The organism is Candidatus Paceibacterota bacterium, from assembly GCA_041666545.1.
Lineage (GTDB): Bacteria > Patescibacteriota > Minisyncoccia > Phycocordibacterales > JBAYGS01 > JBAYGS01.
The window spans coordinates 64,766-83,688 of record JBAYGS010000005.1; the positions used below are offsets into that span (position 1 = coordinate 64,766).

19 protein-coding genes are annotated in these 18,923 nt (G+C 45.0%); 3 read left to right on the forward strand and 16 right to left on the reverse strand.

All coding sequences use genetic code 11. From position 1 onward, the window contains the following. Positions 1–50: 50 nt before the first annotated feature. Together WCT25_04450 and WCT25_04455 are read right to left on the reverse strand one after the other, a co-directional pair. Positions 51–1,616 carry a hypothetical protein gene (locus tag WCT25_04450; protein MFA6536647.1) on the reverse strand — a complete coding sequence of 522 codons (1,566 nt, stop codon included), beginning with the start codon at positions 1,614–1,616 and terminating at the stop codon, positions 51–53. Positions 1,617–1,686: 70 nt separating this feature from the next. After that, positions 1,687–2,544, reverse strand: coding sequence for a ComEC/Rec2 family competence protein (locus WCT25_04455; GenBank protein MFA6536648.1), 858 nt, complete (start codon positions 2,542–2,544; stop codon positions 1,687–1,689). Positions 2,545–2,603: 59 nt separating this feature from the next. Here WCT25_04455 and WCT25_04460 point away from each other — a divergent pair, with 59 nt between their 5' ends. After that, complete coding sequence (locus WCT25_04460; protein ID MFA6536649.1) at positions 2,604–3,206, forward strand: Fe-Mn family superoxide dismutase; 603 nt, start codon at positions 2,604–2,606, stop codon at positions 3,204–3,206. A 63-nt stretch (positions 3,207–3,269) separates the two neighbouring features. Here the strand turns inward: WCT25_04460 and WCT25_04465 are convergent, their stop codons facing one another. The 3 genes from WCT25_04465 to recJ form a co-directional block, all read right to left on the reverse strand. Next, entirely contained in the window at positions 3,270–4,766 is a 1,497-nt protein-coding gene (locus tag WCT25_04465; GenBank protein ID MFA6536650.1) for a ComEC/Rec2 family competence protein, read from the reverse strand. A 25-nt stretch (positions 4,767–4,791) separates the two neighbouring features. Next, on the reverse strand, positions 4,792–5,511 hold the full coding sequence (gene rnhA / locus WCT25_04470; protein MFA6536651.1) for a ribonuclease HI: 720 nt from the start codon (positions 5,509–5,511) through the stop codon (positions 4,792–4,794). 285 nt (positions 5,512–5,796) lie between these two features. Beyond that, positions 5,797–7,611 carry a single-stranded-DNA-specific exonuclease RecJ gene (gene recJ / locus WCT25_04475; protein ID MFA6536652.1) on the reverse strand — a complete coding sequence of 605 codons (1,815 nt, stop codon included), beginning with the start codon at positions 7,609–7,611 and terminating at the stop codon, positions 5,797–5,799. Positions 7,612–7,813: 202 nt separating this feature from the next. Between recJ and WCT25_04480 the strand changes: the two genes are divergently transcribed. Continuing rightward, positions 7,814–8,398: a hypothetical protein gene (locus tag WCT25_04480; GenBank protein ID MFA6536653.1), complete on the forward strand. Its 585-nt coding sequence runs from the start codon at positions 7,814–7,816 to the stop codon at positions 8,396–8,398. Positions 8,399–8,611: 213 nt separating this feature from the next. After that, positions 8,612–9,001 (forward strand): HIT family protein, encoded by a 390-nt coding sequence (locus tag WCT25_04485; GenBank protein MFA6536654.1) that lies wholly within the window; start codon positions 8,612–8,614, stop codon positions 8,999–9,001. 22 nt (positions 9,002–9,023) lie between these two features. Here the strand turns inward: WCT25_04485 and WCT25_04490 are convergent, their stop codons facing one another. The 11 genes from WCT25_04490 to WCT25_04540 all read right to left on the reverse strand — a co-directional run. Then, positions 9,024–9,329 carry a hypothetical protein gene (locus tag WCT25_04490; protein MFA6536655.1) on the reverse strand — a complete coding sequence of 102 codons (306 nt, stop codon included), beginning with the start codon at positions 9,327–9,329 and terminating at the stop codon, positions 9,024–9,026. A gap of 148 nt (positions 9,330–9,477) precedes the next feature. Further along, entirely contained in the window at positions 9,478–10,605 is a 1,128-nt protein-coding gene (gene pgk, locus WCT25_04495; GenBank protein ID MFA6536656.1) for a phosphoglycerate kinase, read from the reverse strand. After that, complete coding sequence (tpiA, locus tag WCT25_04500) at positions 10,602–11,378, reverse strand: triose-phosphate isomerase (GenBank protein ID MFA6536657.1); 777 nt, start codon at positions 11,376–11,378, stop codon at positions 10,602–10,604. Before tpiA ends, pgk begins: the two co-directional genes overlap by 4 nt. Before the next feature lie 337 nt (positions 11,379–11,715). Continuing rightward, complete coding sequence (locus WCT25_04505) at positions 11,716–13,047, reverse strand: hypothetical protein (GenBank protein ID MFA6536658.1); 1,332 nt, start codon at positions 13,045–13,047, stop codon at positions 11,716–11,718. A 17-nt stretch (positions 13,048–13,064) separates the two neighbouring features. Further along, positions 13,065–13,613: a hypothetical protein gene (locus tag WCT25_04510; GenBank protein MFA6536659.1), complete on the reverse strand. Its 549-nt coding sequence runs from the start codon at positions 13,611–13,613 to the stop codon at positions 13,065–13,067. Positions 13,614–13,616: 3 nt separating this feature from the next. Then, a complete protein-coding gene (locus WCT25_04515) occupies positions 13,617–14,123 on the reverse strand; it encodes a prepilin-type N-terminal cleavage/methylation domain-containing protein (GenBank protein ID MFA6536660.1) in 507 nt (168 codons plus the stop codon). Between the two features lie 30 nt (positions 14,124–14,153). Then, positions 14,154–14,681, reverse strand: coding sequence for a prepilin-type N-terminal cleavage/methylation domain-containing protein (locus WCT25_04520; protein ID MFA6536661.1), 528 nt, complete (start codon positions 14,679–14,681; stop codon positions 14,154–14,156). 15 nt (positions 14,682–14,696) lie between these two features. After that, entirely contained in the window at positions 14,697–15,911 is a 1,215-nt protein-coding gene (locus tag WCT25_04525) for a type II secretion system F family protein (protein ID MFA6536662.1), read from the reverse strand. Between the two features lie 62 nt (positions 15,912–15,973). Beyond that, on the reverse strand, positions 15,974–16,339 hold the full coding sequence (locus WCT25_04530) for a four helix bundle protein (GenBank protein ID MFA6536663.1): 366 nt from the start codon (positions 16,337–16,339) through the stop codon (positions 15,974–15,976). Between the two features lie 20 nt (positions 16,340–16,359). Further along, entirely contained in the window at positions 16,360–18,114 is a 1,755-nt protein-coding gene (locus tag WCT25_04535; protein MFA6536664.1) for a GspE/PulE family protein, read from the reverse strand. A 178-nt stretch (positions 18,115–18,292) separates the two neighbouring features. Next, positions 18,293–18,923: hypothetical protein (locus WCT25_04540; GenBank protein ID MFA6536665.1), on the reverse strand; the 631-nt coding region annotated here is incomplete at its 5' end.

Genomic DNA, 18,923 nt, shown 5'->3' on the forward strand with positions numbered 1-18,923 from the left:
TAGACAAATTAAAGCCCCTCACTTGTCCGCAAGTGAGGGGCGATTTGTTTTTAGCGACTTTTCGGTTCGGCTACTCGCTTGAGTTTTAGTCGCATAGCTTTTGGCATCATTAATTCCTTAAGTGAGGCCTTGATCAGGAAGACTCCCTCTTTTTTGACCAGGAGCTCGTCCATCTCTTCGGCCAAATCCGGCCGAGCTTCGCGCAAGGTCACAGTTTTGCCTCGGCGTCTGACCAAGAACTTGTCAGCTCCTGATTTAACATTCGACTTGAAGTCATCGAGCAATACCATAGTCCTATCGTCGGCTTTAAACTTGATCGCTTCAGTCAGGGCTGCTGCCTCATTTGGAAAATGCTCGAGCTTATACTGGCCGGTCCAGCCATATATCGGGATGCAGAAGTTTTTCCCCATATACTTATCGATTTGCCCTTCCAGCCAAGCATCACCATATGTCAACAGTTCCTCCCGAGTCACGAAACCGTCGAGAAACATCGCCTTGGTAATCGCTTTCGAAACCAAATACTCCAAGAAACGACTGACAGGATTATGATAAAGCTGGCGAAACATCATGACACGCAACTTAAGAAAGTTGGCCAAGCGTTCCGGACTGCTAAATACCACATCACCACCAACAATCCGCACCGAATCCCAGACCCCGCAAATATTGCGGTGCGCCGTGGCATGATCCAGAATTTGGAAAAACCCGGCCGAATAACTTTCCGAGTCCAATTCTTTTCTTTCCGTAAACCGGACAACTGACCGGCCTAAGTAAGCGTAAAGATCATGATTGGTGTAAGAGAGTTTATCCACGACATCAAGGACCTGGCCCGCCACCCCTTCTCCCTGAATTGTCTGATACAGTTCCGCCTCATCCAAATAATATCGGTCGCGCAAACTCGGCCAATCCGGCAACTCAAACAAATCCGGAAAATGCTTGTCTTCATCAAAGAGATCCGGATCAATCAGCTTGGTGGTGTCCCCACCTGCCGGCGTCAAGGCATCATGACTTAGAGCCGCCACCCTAATCAGATTTGAAATCGGTTTCAGAGTGGGATTGTTTCCAATAATCAGGGTCGCCATGGCACTCGCCGTCAAAACATGGAGCCAGCGAGTATGGTCAAACGGCATCGCTCCAACCTCCCGATTGTTTTCGCGCAAGACCGGGTCATGAAGCAATGCTAATTGCTTGATCCCCTGAAGCCGGAATAACCGTAAGGCGTGCGAGGTGTCAGCAATCAAGCCTTCATCCGAGATGATGTAGCCAAAACCGGCATGATCAAGTCTGGGCACAATCGCCAAAGGGTCTGTCCCCTCACCGATCAGCCAATCAAATTGGAGCGATCGCTTTATGGCCGGCTCAAGACTCCGAAGCCAAGCCGGCTCAACCTGAGACTCCAGGCGTTGCCTTTCGTAGGCCGACTGGAGAGGCGCGTAGACGCCCAGCCAGCTTTGATTAATTGGCCTAATTTGGGCAGTACGACAAAACCGACGATTTGAAGCCATTTTAGCCAAACGGCCCAAACAAGCTTTTGAGGGCTTTTGGGTTGGAAGATACCAGGTATCTTCCAAAAGAGTCGGGCTTACGGCCCGACTTAAAGAAGATGCGGTATATTTCATTGATAGCCTTTTTAAAGGTTCGTTTCTAAAATTACGCTACCATTAAATATTCACTTTGGCAAGCAAAACTTTAGTCTAGCGACCAGAGTCCCCCATCAGATGAAAATTTAATCATGCCCAGTTCATCAGTCCTTAAAATTTGGACTTGAAATTTCTTAAGCAAATCCAGGACTTCCTGATGTGGATGTCCATAGCTATTATTTTTACCGGCCGAAATAACAGCGTACTGCGGATTAACAAAGCCGACAAAACTCTGACTACTCGAGGTGCGTGAACCGTGGTGTCCGGCCTTCAAAACATCGCTTTGTAGATTTTTGCCATCTAAAATCGTCAGATAATTTTCGATGGCTTGAGGCGAATCACCAGTGAGCATTACGGAGTTACCACCGTACACTACGCGGCCGACAATCGAAGCGGTGTTGGTCTCCCAGCCAATCGTATCCCGATCAGGAAAAAGGATTTTGAAAACTGCACCACCGCCCAAATCTACAATCATCCCTCTTCTCGCTAAAATTTTAGAAATTTTTTTGTCACCAATTTTCTTCTCCAGATTTTGATAGACTGCTGTCTCGGCCGAAACCCCAGGCTCCAAAACCTGATCGACCCGATAACGATCTAAAACATAATTTAAGCCGGCAACATGATCCTGGTCAGGATGGGTTGCAAGCACCACCTCAATCTTGTGATCATAAAAAGGCAAAACTTTGCCCAACTCACTCAAAACCGATTTGTCCGGCCCGCCATCAATGAGCATTTGGTTGCCGGACGGAGCATCGATTAAAATTGCGTCACCTTGCCCGATATTTAAAAAATAAACACGTAATTGACCGCCACGATCCTCCTTTAAGACCGCAAACCAAATAAAAGCGTTGACTAAAACCAAAATGCCAAGAATCAGCCAGTTCAGATTTTTCCTAATAAATACCACGAAATTCAGTATACCATTTTGTGATATAATCGATTTACTAACAGCTAACTCTGTAAAATATGCTTAAATTTGAAGAACAAAAATTCAATATTCCTGCCCTTAAAGGCATCTCAACTAAAAATATCGAGGAGCATCTGAAGCTTTACGCCGGTTATGTAAAAAATGCCAACAATATTTTGGATATGCTCGCGAAATATCATACCGAAGATATGACGGGAAATTCCTACATCATCGGGGAATTGCATCGCCGCTTCAGTTTTGAATACAACGGCATTCGTAACCACGAAATGTATTTTTCTGCTTTGGAAGGCGGAGCAAAACCACTATCACCCGGAAGTGAATTTAGGAAAGCGATAGAGGCCATAGCGGGCTCGTTTGATAATTTCCTAGCCGGATTCAAAAATATGGCGGCGGCGACCCGCGGTATCGGTTGGGCCGTGCTTTGGTATGACAAGAAAAATAAACAATTTATCGGTTCATGGGTAGACGAACAGCATTTGGGACAACTAAGCGGCGCCACCCCGATTTTGATGCTTGATATGTGGGAACACTCCTATGTTGCCGACTATCAACCAAGCGGTAAAAAGCAGTATGTCGAGGACTTTTTCACTAACCTAAACTGGGAGGTCATCGAAAAAAACTTTTCCATGGCAACTAAATAATTTCTCCACAAAGACTCGACCTGACTTAAGTAAGGTCGAGTCTTTGCTTTAATAATTCCCAAATTATTTAACTTTTAGTCTCTGATATAAGAAAAAGTAACCGACATAAACCAGAATTACTAACCAAAAAGGAAATGCTGGGACGGAGAACGAGGCAAAGGGCAATTTAGCAAACCAATTTACCACTCCGAGTTCATAAGCCAAAAAAATGTAGGCCCCGAAAGCGAAAGGCGTGGCCAAAAGTAGTGAAACGAAACCAAAAATCCCGGCAAGAAAACCGAGAAGCATTGTCAAAGGAATTGCTGACAAAATTAAAAGATTGACAGGCAAAGCCACAACCGAAAAAGTGCCCATTTGATAAAGAATGTAGGGCAAAACGAAAATTTGGGTAGCGAGTGTCGCCACGGCCACCTCGCGCATTTTAAATTTCTCAGGCACAAATTGTAGCCATCTCTCAACAATCGGTGAGACAAAAATCAAACCAACCGTAGCCAAAAAAGAAAGTTGGAAAGAAGGATCGAAAACCAAAATCGCCGGATTATTGATAAGCATCACAAGACCGGCAAGCAAAAGAGCACGAGTAATGTCATAACGCCTAGCGCCGATCTTGGCCACAATCACCAAAAGCGCCATAATCGAGGCCCGCACGACCGTAGCCGAGGCACCGGTCATTAAAGCGAAAGCAATTATTGATAATACCCCAAAAGAAGTTGCGAAGACATTCGGCAAAAACACTTTAAAGAAACTCATTAGCGACTCGGCCACGATAGTAATGTTGTAACCAGAGAGAACCACGATATGAATCACTCCAACTTTGCGAAAATCATCAAGCAGATTTTTACCAAGTGCCTCTTTGGCCCCGACAATCAGACCACCCAAAAGCGAGGCCTGCGGTTCAGAGATAAGTTGCGCTAGATTGGCAGTAAAGGCATGCTTAAAGGCCAAGAGTTTTGCCACAACAAAATTCCCTTTGTTTGAATCAACCTTTTTGAACCTGGCAAAATTAATAATATAGCCGATGCCGTCTTTGGCCAGAAATTTTTCATAATTAAAAGTCCGACCGGTCTCACTTGAGAAATTTTTTGCTTTTTCCAATTTCCCACTAACCTCGACCTCGTCACCGTAGTCCAGATTATTAAAATTATCGGTTCTCGCCAAAACCTTACTTAAAAAATCACCTTTTGAAGTTGGACTACTTTGATCATAGATTGAAAGAGTCACTTGAGAACTTTTCTCCCTGACATCTAACTCATCTGAAACAATTCCGGTAAGGGTGACTTTCTCGCCTACCAAACGGTCAAGCTTGGGGTTCTGGACGCCGTCAACCTGAAAAGTCATCCGCCAAAATCCAAAGCCGGCTGAGATTAAAAATAGTGGGACTAGAAAAAGCGCAAGATTTGCGCGCCACCCCATATTTTCAACCACTGTCAAATAAAAAAATATAATGGCTCCGACTAAAATCAGAGCGAGAGCTCCAAAGATACCAACCAAAACAAAAGAGCTAAGAGCAATCCCGGTCGCCAAGCCGCCTATTAGAGTATAGATAATTTTATTACTCACACCTTTCGAGCCGAGAGTCCTTACATTAACTGCCCCACTCTTTGACCAGGCTGTCTTCTTCAGATTTACTGAAAACTTTCTGGAAACGCGCCCCCGATTTACCCTTGACTCGTTTTTCACACTCTGCCCAAGTCTTGTGGACCAACACCTCACCGTCAACAAGACTGACATAACAGAAAGCTTTGGCACGGCTGCGCGATTTACTATCAGCTCTCTTTTCGGCTTCTGCCGGGTTAGCTGAAATATTTAAAATATCCTTAATCGAATAATTCTCTAGTGCTCCGGAATAAAGTTGCATTTGTTTGCCGTCAGCAAATAGTGTGGCGATTTCGTCACAGCGGTGGTTGCCAGCCACTCCGACATGGCCCTTAACCAGATACCAATTAATTTTCTTGCTTTTGGTGATATCAAACAATTCCTCCCAAAGATCCTGATTCTCAACCGGCTGTTTGGTTGAAGTTTTCCAACCATTCTGACGCCAGCCAAAAACCCATTTGGTAATGCCATTTAAAAGATAAGCTGAATCAGTATAGACAGTAATTGGCAAACGACCTTCAAGATTGGCAATATAAGCCAGAGCCGAGATAGCCGCCTGAATCTCCATGCGGTTATTGGTAGTATGCGGATCGCCGCCACCAAGCTCCATCACCTTTCCAGCAACAATAATTACCGCCCCAAAGCCACCCGGGCCGGGATTGCCCTTGGAGGAACCGTCAGTAAAAATTATAACGGAATTGGCAGTCATAAATTAGGGTCGATAACAAGGATTGTAGCATAAAGCACAAATCCCCTGCGAACCAAACGTTCGCAGGGGCCATCTTCTCTGTAACACCTTTCTGTATCACCCGCCCGAGAATCGGCAAATGCTTTAGTACAGTCCCAAAACTACCCTCGCCGCCTGGGCTAGCACTTCTATATATAATCAAACGAGGGGGCAAAGCTATCGAAAGATTCCAAGTTTTTCACCAAAAACCCGATCCTCCGGGACAATACCAGCCAAAGTACAGTCCTTCTAGATATTAACACGAAGCTATATTATGTCAACAATCCGCAGACGCAGTTCTGGGTACTGCTTGAAAACACTTTTTTCCATTGTCGCCACCAAGTTGACCGCCTCACCAATTTCAACCTTAGTTTTAAACTCTTTGGGATTCATAAAAAATCCAATGGCAGAAACTTTATCACCATTTTCTTTTTTAAAAACCAATTCTAAGTGATTTTTCTCCTTGCCAAATTGTTTTAAATCAAAAATCTTAGCCGATTCAAAAAGAAAAACCGGTTTGGGATTACCAACACCGAACGGCGAGAGCTTGTCCACCAAATCCCAATTGGACCAATTTACACCATCAAAACTTAGTCTGGCATCAACGAAGACAGTCTGATCCAGAGCCTTGCGATTAGCTCGAGCCTGATCAAAAGCCTTTTCCAACTCTGTCTCTAAAAGGTGAATCTTTTCTGCTACGACACTGAAACCGCCAGAAAAATCGTGACCGCCATATTCCAAGAATATGCCCGGGGCAACTTCTGACATCAGGCCAACTAAACTGGTGACTCCATCTGAACGACAAGATCCTTTGATGACATTTTCGCCATCTCTCCCCCAAAGAAAAACAGGGCAAGAATGCTCTTCTGCCAAAGTATTGGCCGCGAGACCCAAAAGTGAAGGGCGCCAGTTTGGATTACCTAAAACAATTACTTTTTTATCTCGATTAGCATAGCGCTCTGCGACGGCGTGCTTCATCTCTTTGACCATCGAAGCCACGATTCCTTTCCTCTCGTCATTAATCTTATTCAAATGATCGCTTACTTGGTCAGCCTCAACCTCATCCGTTGTGGCAAAAAGCCTGAAAGCGTCCATCGGCTCACCCATTCTTGAAGCGGCATTGATTCTGGGAGTAATCATAAAGCCGATATCATCCTCGTTTAACGTTCTTTGATTGATTTTCAGCTTTCGCAATAATTTCATTAAGCCGACTCGGGGAGATTTTCTTAAAACTTTCATCCCGTAGTGAGCGAGCGCTCGATTTTCGCCCACAAGTGGCACCATGTCAGAAAGCGTGGCCAAGCCGGCCATGTCGAGCAACCATTTTTCCCATCCCTTTGGGACGGGAGAAATGGTTGCTTGATTCAAGTCACAAGTTTCAAGCCCCGACGCTTGCCGCAAGGTCGGGGTCCCGACCGGAGCGTCGGGATTTGGAAGTTTAGAAGTTTGAAGACGAAAGATCAGAGCCTGCACCAATTTAAACGCCACACCCGCACCACAGAGACTCTTGTTGGGATAATCACAGCCCGGCTGATTTGGGTTAACAATAGCAAAAGCCTCTGGCGCGCCGTGACCATTAACTAAGTGATGATCGGTGACAATCACATCTAGACCGTTAGCTTGAGCAAAATTAATTTCGGAAATATTGGCGATGCCACAATCAACCGTAATTAAAAGTCTGGCCCCCGACTCAACAAATTGTTTGATCGCATTTTCATTCAACCCAAAACCCTCATTGTGCCGATGCGGAATATAGTTTTCAAAATTAGTGAAACCGATTTTCCGGAAAAAATCATGCAGGATCACTCCGCCTGGAATCCCGTCGGCATCATAGTCACCAAAAATTATTATCTTTTCACCCAATTGGAAAGCCTTCAGAATTCGGTCCACCGCCTTCCCCATATCTTTTATCAAGAACGGATCGTGGAGATGCTTCTCATAATTAGGATTGAGAAAGGCTTCGGCCTGATCGCCGCCCTTGATCTCCCTATAGGCTAACAACTTCTTAAGCAAAGACGGATATTGGCCGAGCTGTTGGTGTTCCTGATCTGAAATTTCCTCCCGGACGGCATATTTTTTCATTTTTAGATTATATCATCCCGTTAGAGATCTTTTGTTAGGAAGCCTTAGCTGGACGATAAATTCCCACCAAATATCGACGGCCAGAGATTCACCGTGAGCAACGGTCATCTTGATGACCTATCTCTAACGGGATATCATCCCGCAACTAGACCAATTGACACATTTCCAAAATTGACTATCCTTTGCAAAGGAAAGGAACTTTATGAGAAAAAGTTTAGGCTATCGCTTCAGAGAAATTGTCGACCGAAAGACACAAGAACAAACAGAAAGGCTGAAAGCCAAGAAATTGGCCGAGAGCCGAAAGCAGAAAAAGCAGGAACAGCTCAAGGCGATGGTCCAAAAGGCTATGGCAAAAGCTGAAAAAATCCTTAACGGAATCTTTAAGAGGGCGCCGGAAATCAGACAGTATGTCGAAACCAGGTCTGGCGCCCCACTTTACATCTTCGATGCCAACGGAGTTGAAAAGACTGAGGCTAGACGAATGAAAGTGACTGGAAAAGTCGAAGACGCGCTCGGTCTTGGTATCAGGGGTAAGACTGTTGAACTTCTGGGTGGTGACAATATCCTAGGTCGGGCCGTTTGGACCACAGACAAAGCCGGCTCAACCCTCTGCCTCGTCCACGACTCACAGAGCAGGCTGTGTATCGCAATTATGAGCACAAAGCGAACTTACGGGGTGGTCTTCACCGAAACTAACTCTTTCAACACCGATGAGATGCTAACCGTCTTGGCCAAGTTTGGAAACCAAGAAACTGCCATGGAAATGCTGGTTGAGCAACTCGGATGAAGTAAAATCAATTTGACCCTCGTCCACCTAACGGATGAGGGCTTTTTTCTTCATACCATATACCCTATCCCGTTAGAAGTCGCGGACGCTAACAACAGTTGTCTGTTTGCGGAAAATGTTTAATACAGATAGCGGAGCGTAGTTTGTTGTATAATGATTGGATGTCCGCGTCCTACTTCTAACGGGACTTATACTTAATACTATCTACTTTTTATGAATTGCCTCTTCTGCAAAATCGCCAAAAAAGAAATTCCCTCCGATTTAGTTTTTGAAAATGACGAGATATTCTCTTTTCTCGATATTCACCCGGTTTCCGATGGTCATATTTTGGTTATCCCAAAAGCTCACTACGAGAAAATGACTGACACTCCTGACGAGCTTCTGTCCAAACTTTTTGTCGAATGCAAAAAACTGATGATTGCCATCAAAAAGGCTTTGAACGCCGATTATGTCGCTGTCTCGGTAGTTGGCGTTGATATCCCCCACTTTCACATCCATTTGGTGCCCAGAAGACACGACGATGGTTTAGCCGGCTTTTGGCCAACCAAAGAATTTGTTGACGGTAAATTGATTTTGGAGAAAATTAAAAAGGCGCTCGATTAAAGCGCCTGTAAACTACAACCAATCAGACCGGTGGCCGACCGTCATCGACGTGCGAAATGTCGTCGAAGGCCTCGCTTGGGAGATTGGTCGGCATCGGCGTCAGGACCTTGGCCTCGGCCTCAGTAGCCTTGACTGAAGCGTCATGCCGAGCCCGACAAGCTACCAGATGTTCGGAGACAAAAAGAGTCTTAATCCGCCGACCACAGGTTGGGCAAGGATGGCAGCAGGCCGTAAAATGCATGGCGTTTCCTCTCGGCTGATGACAGATGCAATGACACTCATGAGGATCAGCCCAAACAGAATCAACCCGAATTCCCAAATCTGACATACTTATCCTTTCTTTAGAGGATGAACTGACTGTGTTCAAAATAGCACAATCTCACCACGACGTCAACAGGGGCCACTGCCACCTTTTTAAACTTCTCAATCCCGACGCTTCGGTCGGGACCCCGACCTTGAAGCAAGCGTCGGGGCTTTCAAACTTCCAAACTATTCTCAAGTGCCTCAATCCCAGGCAAAGTTCCACTCGAGAGAAAATCGAGCATCGCCCCACCAGCCGTCGAAACAAAAGAAAATTTATCAAACAAATTTAATTTCTCCAGGGCCGCCAAAGTATCCCCGCCACCAACAATCGTCTCGGCCCCACATTCAGCAAGTGCCCGAGCCAGATTTTCAGTACCCTCGACAAAGCCCCTCTCATAATTTCCCAAAGGACCGTTCCAGAGCACAAATTTAGACTTTGAGGCCAAAAAATTAAGTTCAGCAACTGTTTCGAGACCAGCATCAAGGATTTCATCTTTCTTACCAAGCTCTTCCGGAGCAATCGTGCATTTACCACCCCCTCCATCAATAACCACATCGAGTGGCAACATAATTTTCGTCTCGGCCAACAGGTTGGCATCTAATTTAATCTGTGAGACCGCCGAGGCTCCCACCTCAAAACCCTTCGCCTTAAAAAAATCATTGGCCGGAACTCCACCAACAAAAACCGTATCCGCCTTTGGTAAAAGTTTCTTAATTAATGGCAATTTTGTCTCCACCTTGGCGCCACCCAAAATCAACAAAAATGGCTTTGGCGGATTAAAGGCCTTGGATAAATTAGAAAATTCGGCCTCGAACACCAAACCGGCAAAACTTGGCAATAGTTTTGGCAAACCAACAATTGAAGCGTGGGGTCGGTGAGAAACCGAGAAGGCTTCGTTTATATAAATCTCCCCCAGACCTGCAATTTCTTTAGCAAAAGATTGAGAATTTTCTTTTTCGCCTTTGAATCGTCTCAAATTTTCCAGCAAAACAAACTCGCCAGTCTTCAGACCGGCCATTAAATCCGCCGCCTGGGTTAAATCCGTGGCAAACTTAACCGGTAGTTTGGAATTGAAGTAATCAAAAATTGCCTGAAGAGAATCGGTTTCAGAACTCTCGATATGACCAATAATCAAGGTCTTGGCCCCAGCTGACTTTAGATGTTCCAAGGTTGGCAGAGCTTTTCGTAAACGAAAATCGTCTCGAATATTACCATTAACAATCGGCACATTTACATCTAAACGAATTATGACTTTTTTACCAGACAGATCTCCGGCAGATTTTAGATTTTTGAAATTCATTTGAATGAATCAGCAATTTTAATCAAAGCGCCAAAAGTTTCCGGATTCAAACTGGCTTTGCCGACCAGAAGACCGTCAGCCTCCCCACCCCTAAGCAGGGCCCCGACATTTTCTTCACTAACTGAACCGCCATAAACCACCCGAAGTGACATCGCGGTTTCTCGATCATAAAGATCAGCGACAACTTTGCGCACAAAAATTATAGCTTCGTGAAGGTCACTTGGGTTAATCGAGCCTTTTTGAAAAGTGCTAATCGCCCAAACCGGTTCATAAGCAATTATCAGATTGACCAGCCCTGACTTTTTGACTCCGACAAGCGCCGATTTAATTTGATCTTTGAGAAAATCTAGATAATTAATCTGCGAATCACGCTCACTCTCACCAACACAAAGTATCGGAATCAAACCGGCCTTAAGAGAGGAGAGAATCTTTTTATTGACCATCACATCAGTCTCACCAAAGCTGCGTCTTTCTGAATGGCCAACAATCACATATTGGGCTCCCACGGCCTTAACCATCGGAGCACTCACTTGGCCGGTAAACGCCTGACCTGTTGTCTCCCAGAAGACATCTTGAGCCCCGATTGAAAATCGGCGACCCGAGACTTTGCTGGCAAAATTTTCGAGATATAGGTAGGACGGACAAATGACAGCCTCGACTCTTTTGGTCCTAGCCATTTTCCGTTTGATAATTCCAAAAATTTCATGGGCAATTTCCGGAGTCTCGGGAGCCATTTTCCAGTTGGCAATCAAAATCTTGTTGTTTTTCTTCATTTATCAATTATAGCAGAACCTGAAACTTGGAGCATGAAACTTGAAACAGTAAAACAAAAAAGGACCCAGTAAAGGGTCCTGAAAGAAAAGGAGGATATTGCTCACCCGAAGGTGATCGGCGCGAGCACAAAGTGCTTTGGCGCTATAAGAACGATTTTTTAGGCAATATCCGCCGGTCTAAGGTTATGGTTGCCTTCAGTGGGCAGCCTACTCGCCAATCAGATTTCCGCGGATTGACACACGGCGGACTAAAATCCGAAGGCCTTGGCTGCTCCACTTACAATTTTACTCCCAAAAACAAAAAAGACAAGTGCTTAAAACGGGTCGGAAGAGAGATCTAGTGCTCACGACTTTCTCGCCAGCGTTTGATTTTCCATTGGCCACCCGGACCGGCAGTAAATAGAGGCTGGGCCAGTCCAATGTTATAAAGAACCTCGGTGTTATTAAACAGAGATAGTTTGTAGCCCGTAACCTCACGCAGAACAACATTGTTATAAAGCCGAATTTCTCCGTGAGGAGCGTAGAGCAAGAGGTTACCGGCAGTGTTGCTCCCGGCAATAATCGCTATCGCCCCGCTCCCCGATTCAGCACCGGTATTACGAGAAACCAGCATTACATAAGAATCTGGATTAGCAACACCATTTGTCTCAGAACCATAGAAGAGCGGGCTGTTTTCCAAGAGAATCCGCCCTTTAGTGGTAGGACTAGACGCGGAGTGGGCCAGAATTGCAACACTCTTGTTTCCCACACTATCATCGACTTTAAATTTAGGACCATTTTTAATGGTGAGATTGCCATTAATCCAAACTGAACCCTTAAGTGTGATTATCGTATTATTGCCACTAATTTCAACATTACAATTTATTTTCTGCGCATTCCAAGTGACGCTCGAGCCAATATATTTAGTCGCGCCGGAACAACTGGTAAGGCCATTCGCAAGTGCATCACTTTCCCACTGGTCAAGAAGCGAGTCGGCAATCGGCATATCAACAGGAAGCTGGTCGGTGCTACTTGGATACAGAGTGCCGTTTACAGTTGTGCCGGAGATACTGGTGTAATAGGCATCTCTGTCGACAACAGAATTAGAAATGCTGTGCGCGTAAGCACTTGAGGTGGCATGAACATTAGTGATACTACCTGAGCTTCCTGCCGATACCACATCCCCATAAATCATATTGGTCGACTGGCCCGAGACGGGACCATTGGAATAGACATTGCCTCTGATTAGGGCACCCTCACCGTTCAGAAAGAGACCACCTAGCCCGACCTGTACTGCAAAATTGAAAGCAAATCCATCAGTTACAGTGATGTCCTTATCCACTGTCCTAAAAATATTATTGTTGTAGGCTGTTGAAAGAATTTGCTTTTCGTTGCTACCTGTCACAGTCAGAGTCGAGCTCGCGGTTGAGCCATCAAGAGTGAGTAATTCGGGGAAATTGGTTGTCTGATTATTCCTGATTCGATAATAGACATCTTCGCTCCCGGATTCAGCCGCAAAATAGCTTTGCTTTGAGGTTTGCAAATCCTGTCCGATACTAAATTGTTTGAGTACCGGATTAACCATCCCGTAAACAACCGTCGTGGTGACGATAGTAAACAAGAGCGAGATTAGGATAACGGTCTGACCGCCTTCCCGACTTTTTGATCTTTTAGTGCTTAAGAAAGTCATTCAATTTAAATAATTAGTCACTGAAGCGGGTAGGAACCGCGCATTACAACTGTCGAATAAAATGATTTGGAGCGATAATCCGAACCACTGCCACTCTCCGTGGCAAGCTCAATTTTAACAGCCTTAGATTTGGTCGCGGTAATCGAGCGAAAAACCAAATTAGTGACTCTCACGGCCGATGAAGTTAGCGGGCCCTGATCTACCCCGTTCTCACTAACATGTAAAACTTGGCCGGAAAGAAAAAATTTAACGGTAAGCGCCGTGCCGGCATCATCAGTGGTGTTGAGAAACAGGATACCAGGAGACGAACCCAGAGTGCTTTGCGCCGTGTCAACACTCGTCGCACCCCTGATCTCCCGCGTCAGACGCTCTAGGGCGGTTTCAGCCGACAATTCTACATTTTGAGCCGAATGCATAGAACGATAAGACTTCGAGAAGGACTGGACTGCGTTCACAATCAAAATCAAAAACATCGTCATCACTGCCACATAAATGAGAATCTCAACAAGAGAGATTCCCCACTCATTTGCCACTCCGCCCTTTTTAGATACTCGAGCAAAAATCATAAGCTAGTTATTAAAGATGTTAGCGAGAATTGTGGAGATCGACTTTGTAGTGGTCGCCCCGGCTGAAAGCCAAGAAACCTCGACGGTTATTTTTTTGGCGTTAGTATCTAAGGTGCCACCGCTCCAGACAATCTTCTTGCTACCATCCCGATAAATTGAAGACAGGGTCACTTTGCGCTCAAAAATTCCGTCAACATACTGATTGACCGAGGTAGCCTGCCAGGTCGTACCATTAAAAGACAGGTAAAAAGGTGAGGCTTGGGAAGCGATATTTGCCGCCCAACCATTATCACGCAAAATTCTGACAGCCTCCACGCCCTCTTCGGCCAAGTAAGCCGCTTGAATTTTCGCCGTATTCGCCGAAGCAATTTTGATCGCCAAAGTCAGAGCCCCGACTGAACCCAACAAAACTGTCGCCAGAATCGCTGTCGCAATCACAATTTCCAAAAGAGAAAAGCCTCGAGACTTTTTAAGTGTCGCCGCCCTTTTTTTGTTTAATAAATCAAACATCAATGACTACATTATACAACCAAAACCAAACTATTCAGTTAGACCTGTTTGATGGATGGTTATTGTTTTAGAATCGGAGGGATCGGTATTAAGTGAGAGTGTGACAGTACCATTCTGTAAGGTGTCCCCGGTCAACCAATCAAACAAAACCTCCGAACCGCCGCCGGTTAAACTAACGGCACTAATCCCAACTGGCGAACCGATGGCTGTCACAACATTGGAAGCATCAGAAGCGGAGTAAGTTGACCCCTTGAAGAGCGTGACTGAATCAGCTTCAAAGTGGACACCATACTGACTCGCCCCTTTAGACCCTAAAGTCATTGCTCTGGCCTGGTTCAAAAGTAAAATAACTGAATTGGTGTCTTTTTCCAAAGCCTGATCACGGTTGAGCGTGACAAACGCACCGTAAGCAAAGGCCGAGAGAATAATTATTATTGAAATAATAACCATTGTCTCAATAAAGGAAAACCCTCGAGAACGAGAACCTGAAGCCTGAAACTTGAAGCTTGAAACAGCCTGATAAAATTTTACTTTCTTCCTGGGTGTTTCATGTTTCATACTTCACACTTCAGGTTAAATTGTATTTACGAGCGAGTACATTGGCGAAATCATCGAGATTGCAAAAAAGCCGACCGCAGCGCCAATGACCACCATCAAAAACGGCTCAATGATTGTGGACATATCCTTGGTGCGCTGTTCCACCTCGGCTTCATAATAAGTGGCTAGCTCCAAAAGCATCGGTGCCAATTGACCGGTTTCTTCACCAACACTCGTCATCTCTGCCACGAAGGTTGGGTAAAGCTTTTCATTTTCGGCAAAAACTGAAGAAATTGTGATACCTTTTTGGATTGCCTCCTCCGCGTGCTTGAGAACATCGTGGTAGTAAGAATTTTGAGTCACCTCAGCCGTAATGCCCAAAGCCTCAACCACCGAAACACCTGCCGAAAGCAGTGACGAGAGGGTTCTTGCGGTCCGGGCCGAGTTGGTTTCTTTGGTGATACTTCCAATAACCGGCAATTTCAAAATGGTCCAATCAAAACCGCGTTTACCAGGCTTGGTTTTTAGTAAAGTGATGAAACCGACAATGACCGCAATAACGATTACCAGACCTAAGATAGTGTGGTTAATAATAAAATTACTGATATTTAGAATAAACTGGGTACTGGCCGGCAAAGCCACTTTCAATTCTTTAAAGGTGCCTGTTAAAGTTGGCACCACATAAATCATCATCAGAACACCGATAACCAACATGACAGAAAGAATAATTCCAGGATACATCATCGCCCCACGAATCTTCTTTTTGAGCAGATAGGATTGCTCCATCTGCCTCGAAACAACCTTTAAAGAATCGGAGAGGCTACCGCTTGATTCGCCGGCCCGAACCATTGAAACAAAAAGTGAGGAAAATACTTTTGGGTGTACGGAAAGTGCTTGAGCTAAGGACTGACCGCGACCAATTTCGCCTAAAATCGATGTAATGACGGATTGAAAAGCCTTATTTTTGGTCTGCTTCAAAATCACATTGAGCGCCCGAGTAAGCGACAAACCTGAAGAAATCATTGAACCCAAATTGCGAGCAAAAAGAATCTGCTCATGCGTCCCGACTCGGCCAAACAACTGGTCAAAGGAAAAACGATTACCGGCCTTGCTTTTAACCTCGTGGATTGAGAGGATCATCTCGCCCCGTCTTTTAAGATCATTATACAGAGCAAAGCGATCTGAAAATTCGGCTGAACTTTCATAAATCTCCCCTTCGGCTTTTTGTGCTTTGTAGTTAAAAACGGGCATAAGCAAATTAAAATTGAAATCTAAAAATGGAAAAAGACATATAAAAAGTAAAAAATTACCGTTTATGTTTTAGTGTTAAGATACTTGAAGCGATAATATTTGAAATCTCCCCCAAGTTCCTTTAGTAACCATTGTAGCTCATTTTTGGGACCTTTGTCAGTATCTCTTAACAAAGTCAGCCAGACTTTCGACTCATTCGCAGATTTTAGAGAGTGGGTAAAAAAATTAATGAAATCTTTCCTCGATGATGCGGAGTCAGCCTCCACATAATTAGCGAGAACACTGGTACCACTCCTCAAGAGCTGCTTCCCCATGACTGAACCGACCTGGTCCTTTGGCAATCTATCAATAAATTTGACCAAACTTAAAACCCAAAAATATAGTCTTTTCTTAAATTCATTTTTAAATTTTGCCTTGACATTTTCCATTTTTAGATTTCCATTTTACATTATTCCGAGACCACTCGGAGTACTTCCTCAATCGTCGTCATACCTTGCACGGCTTTGAAAATTCCGTCTTCAAGCATAGTGAGCATCCCCTCTTTACGCGCTTGTGATTCGATTTGCGCCGAAGTTGCGCCTTTCATAACCAACTCTTTAATTGTCGCCGTCATTTTTAAAACCTCATGAATGCCAACTCGTCCGGAAAAACCGTCGGGACATTCGGAAGTTTTCTTTGGCCGATAAAACGGCACTTTATCCCAAGTATCGTCTTTGTGAATCACATTTTCTTTTTTGAGTTCAGACAAAAGCCGGTCCATATCGATGTTTTTATCAAGCTGTTCAAGCTCGGCTTTGCTCAAAAAGTACCTCTCTTTGTCTTGGCAAAGTCTCCGAACCAGACGCTGGCCAATGACCACATTTAGAGTCGACACCAAGAGAAACGGCTCGGCGTGCATATCCAGAAGCCGAGGCATCGCGCCGGCTGCCGAGTTGGTGTGCAAGGTTGAAAGCACCAAGTGGCCGGTAAGTGCCGCGTTAATCGCCAAAGCAGCCGTTTCGTTGTCACGGATTTCACCAACCATAATGATGTCCGGGTCTTGACGAACCAGGGTTCGCAAACCGGAGGCAAACGAGAAGCCGATTTCTGGCTTAACCTGGGTCTGATTGACCCTAGACATTTGATATTCGATTGGATCCTCGATGGTTGAAATATTCACATCTGGAGTATTCAAGATTTCCAGCATTGTATACAAGGTGGTTGATTTACCGGAACCGGTTGGGCCGGTCGTAAGCAACATTCCAGTCTTTTGTTTCAAGCCTTCGTGCACCCGCTCAAGTGACTCGCCATGAAAGCCCATACCTTCCAAGGTAAAACCGGAAACATTTTCTCGCAACAAGCGCATCACAGTTTTTTCACCGTAATAAACCGGCAAAATTGAGACACGGAAAGAAACTTTTTCGTTGTTAAGTTCGATTTTAAACCGGCCGTCCTGTGGTAAGCGCTTTTCATCGAGTTTCAGGCTTGATAAAACTTTGATACGGGCAGTGATACTGGACTCGACATTTTTCGGCAACACCATGGCATCGTGCAAAATACCGTCGATTCGATAACGAACCAGGAGTTCACTCTCCATCGGCTCAATATGGATATCGGAAGAACCCTGGAGAATGGCATGCTTTAACAGAGTGTCGACAATTCGGACCACCGGCAAATCTTCAGCCAGTTTTTTGAGATCTTTTTCTGAAGTCTCGCTCACCTCCCCGACCCCGGAAACCATTTTCAGAGTTTGTGCCTCTTTTTGAATGATGTCGCCAAATTCGGCTTTCAAACTTTTTTGGTACTGAAGCAGAGTGCTTTTAATCGATTCGGTATCGGTCAGTCGAGGCAGAATTTTGAGGCCAACTTTTTTCTTAATGAAGTCGATAGCGTTTAAGTCATCGGTATCAAGCATTGCCACCTCGAGGGAGTCGGCGCTCTTTTTGAAAGCCACAATATTATGAGTCCGTGCCACCGGTTCAGGGATGGTCGAGAGGATACTGAAATCGATTCTCTGACTCTTGAGGTCAACAAAGGGGATGCCCAAAACATAGGCCTGCATTCGACGCAAATCATCTTCAGTAATCTTGCCCTTATTCACCAGAAGTTCGGTGACTTTGACTTTCTTTTTCTTAGCTTCTTCAATCGCCTCTTCAAATTCGGCCTTGGAAACCAGGCCGGAGTCGAGAATGAAGTCGTGGAGTTGTTTTTCAGCAATAATCATGGATTAGTTTAGAAGTTGGGAAGTTTTGAAGTTTAGAGGTTAGGAAATCGGGAGTTAAAAAATCAAAACAAAAACCTACTTAATATTATACCAGAGAAATCTTTGACGATTATTCACAAACAAACCAAAAACCGCTTTGAGCGGTTTTTGGTTTTACATACTCATTACTAGCCACTCATTACTGACAAATGGCAGTAGCGGTCAAGGAATACAAAGTGTTGTCAATCGGCCCAGTACTACTAGGCCCACTCGTAATCGAAGTTGGCCCGGCCCCACAAACCCATCCTGAACCATCTGAGGTGGGTGCTGACCTGTAAACAGTAAACTGGCCCAGTGACTGGAGGTAAAAGACGCTGCCGCTAGAGACCGAGTAAGTTAAAAAATTCTTGTTCAGCTTGGCTCCAATTGCATATCCGTCGATGTCCGTCGTAATATTTATACTATACGGACCGAATGTTGGTTTATATCTAAGAATCATGGCGCAACCACCACCAATGACCTTCTTACCGACTGAGCAGGTGGCAATCGGCTCTTGATAAGAGGAATTGTTGTATTTTATTACTGATCCAGAATTTATGGTCTGCGGCAAAACAAAAGTCCACGCCGTCCAAGTATTAGTCTTGTACTCCAAGCTTGCAGACCCACCACCGGCTCCACCAGCCTGTGCCGCTTGCCATGAAGCCACACCGGCCGCATTGGAAGTTAGCACCTTACCATCACCTTCGGTACCGTCGGTAATTTTCACCTGGCCGTTTACCCAAAGAGTGTTTAGAGCCAAGCCGGCATTTTTGACCTGATCAATTGTGCCA

Excerpts from the sequence above, each read along its gene's own strand:
- WCT25_04450 (MFA6536647.1), bottom strand. The coding sequence starts at position 1,616 with ATGAAATATACCGCATCTTCTTTAAGTCGGGCCGTAAGCCCGACTCTT.
- WCT25_04460 (MFA6536649.1), top strand. The coding sequence starts at position 2,604 with ATGCTTAAATTTGAAGAACAAAAATTCAATATTCCTGCCCTTAAAGGC.
- rnhA (MFA6536651.1), bottom strand. The coding sequence starts at position 5,511 with ATGACTGCCAATTCCGTTATAATTTTTACTGACGGTTCCTCCAAGGGC.
- recJ (MFA6536652.1), bottom strand. The coding sequence starts at position 7,611 with ATGAAAAAATATGCCGTCCGGGAGGAAATTTCAGATCAGGAACACCAA.
- WCT25_04480 (MFA6536653.1), top strand. The coding sequence starts at position 7,814 with ATGAGAAAAAGTTTAGGCTATCGCTTCAGAGAAATTGTCGACCGAAAG.
- WCT25_04485 (MFA6536654.1), top strand. The coding sequence starts at position 8,612 with ATGAATTGCCTCTTCTGCAAAATCGCCAAAAAAGAAATTCCCTCCGAT.
- WCT25_04490 (MFA6536655.1), bottom strand. The coding sequence starts at position 9,329 with ATGTCAGATTTGGGAATTCGGGTTGATTCTGTTTGGGCTGATCCTCAT.
- pgk (MFA6536656.1), bottom strand. The coding sequence starts at position 10,605 with ATGAATTTCAAAAATCTAAAATCTGCCGGAGATCTGTCTGGTAAAAAA.
- tpiA (MFA6536657.1), bottom strand. The coding sequence starts at position 11,378 with ATGAAGAAAAACAACAAGATTTTGATTGCCAACTGGAAAATGGCTCCC.
- WCT25_04505 (MFA6536658.1), bottom strand. The coding sequence starts at position 13,047 with ATGACTTTCTTAAGCACTAAAAGATCAAAAAGTCGGGAAGGCGGTCAG.
- WCT25_04510 (MFA6536659.1), bottom strand. The coding sequence starts at position 13,613 with ATGATTTTTGCTCGAGTATCTAAAAAGGGCGGAGTGGCAAATGAGTGG.
- WCT25_04515 (MFA6536660.1), bottom strand. The coding sequence starts at position 14,123 with ATGTTTGATTTATTAAACAAAAAAAGGGCGGCGACACTTAAAAAGTCT.
- WCT25_04520 (MFA6536661.1), bottom strand. The coding sequence starts at position 14,681 with ATGAAACATGAAACACCCAGGAAGAAAGTAAAATTTTATCAGGCTGTT.
- WCT25_04525 (MFA6536662.1), bottom strand. The coding sequence starts at position 15,911 with ATGCCCGTTTTTAACTACAAAGCACAAAAAGCCGAAGGGGAGATTTAT.
- WCT25_04530 (MFA6536663.1), bottom strand. The coding sequence starts at position 16,339 with ATGGAAAATGTCAAGGCAAAATTTAAAAATGAATTTAAGAAAAGACTA.
- WCT25_04535 (MFA6536664.1), bottom strand. The coding sequence starts at position 18,114 with ATGATTATTGCTGAAAAACAACTCCACGACTTCATTCTCGACTCCGGC.